This window comes from Arthrospira sp. PCC 8006 (assembly GCF_046480465.1).
Lineage (GTDB): Bacteria > Cyanobacteriota > Cyanobacteriia > Cyanobacteriales > Microcoleaceae > Limnospira > Limnospira platensis.
Window position 1 is genome coordinate 1 of sequence record NZ_PKGG01000673.1, and the last position, 239, is coordinate 239.

General features: G+C 59.7%; 1 protein-coding gene. It reads left to right on the forward strand.

Annotation, left to right across the window (positions count from 1 at the left end; genetic code table 11):
* Positions 1-28: 28 nt before the first annotated feature.
* Positions 29-239 (forward strand): hypothetical protein (locus B9T16_RS29820; protein WP_410246509.1); only part of this gene is annotated, 211 nt, incomplete at its 3' end.

Genomic DNA, 239 nt, shown 5'->3' on the forward strand with positions numbered 1-239 from the left:
TGGGAGAGGGGCTGGGGGTGAGGGCGAGATGAATTTCTCTCATCCCCTAACCCCTTCTGTCCAACCGGGAGAAGGGGGACAAGAAACTCTTACTCCCCTCTCCTCCTCTGGGAGAGGRGCTGGGGGTGAGGGCGAGATGAATTTCTCTCATCCCCTAACCCCTTCTGTCCAACCGGGAGAAGGGGGACAAGAAACTCTTACTCCCCTCTCCTCCTCTGGGAGAGGGGCTGGGGGTGAGG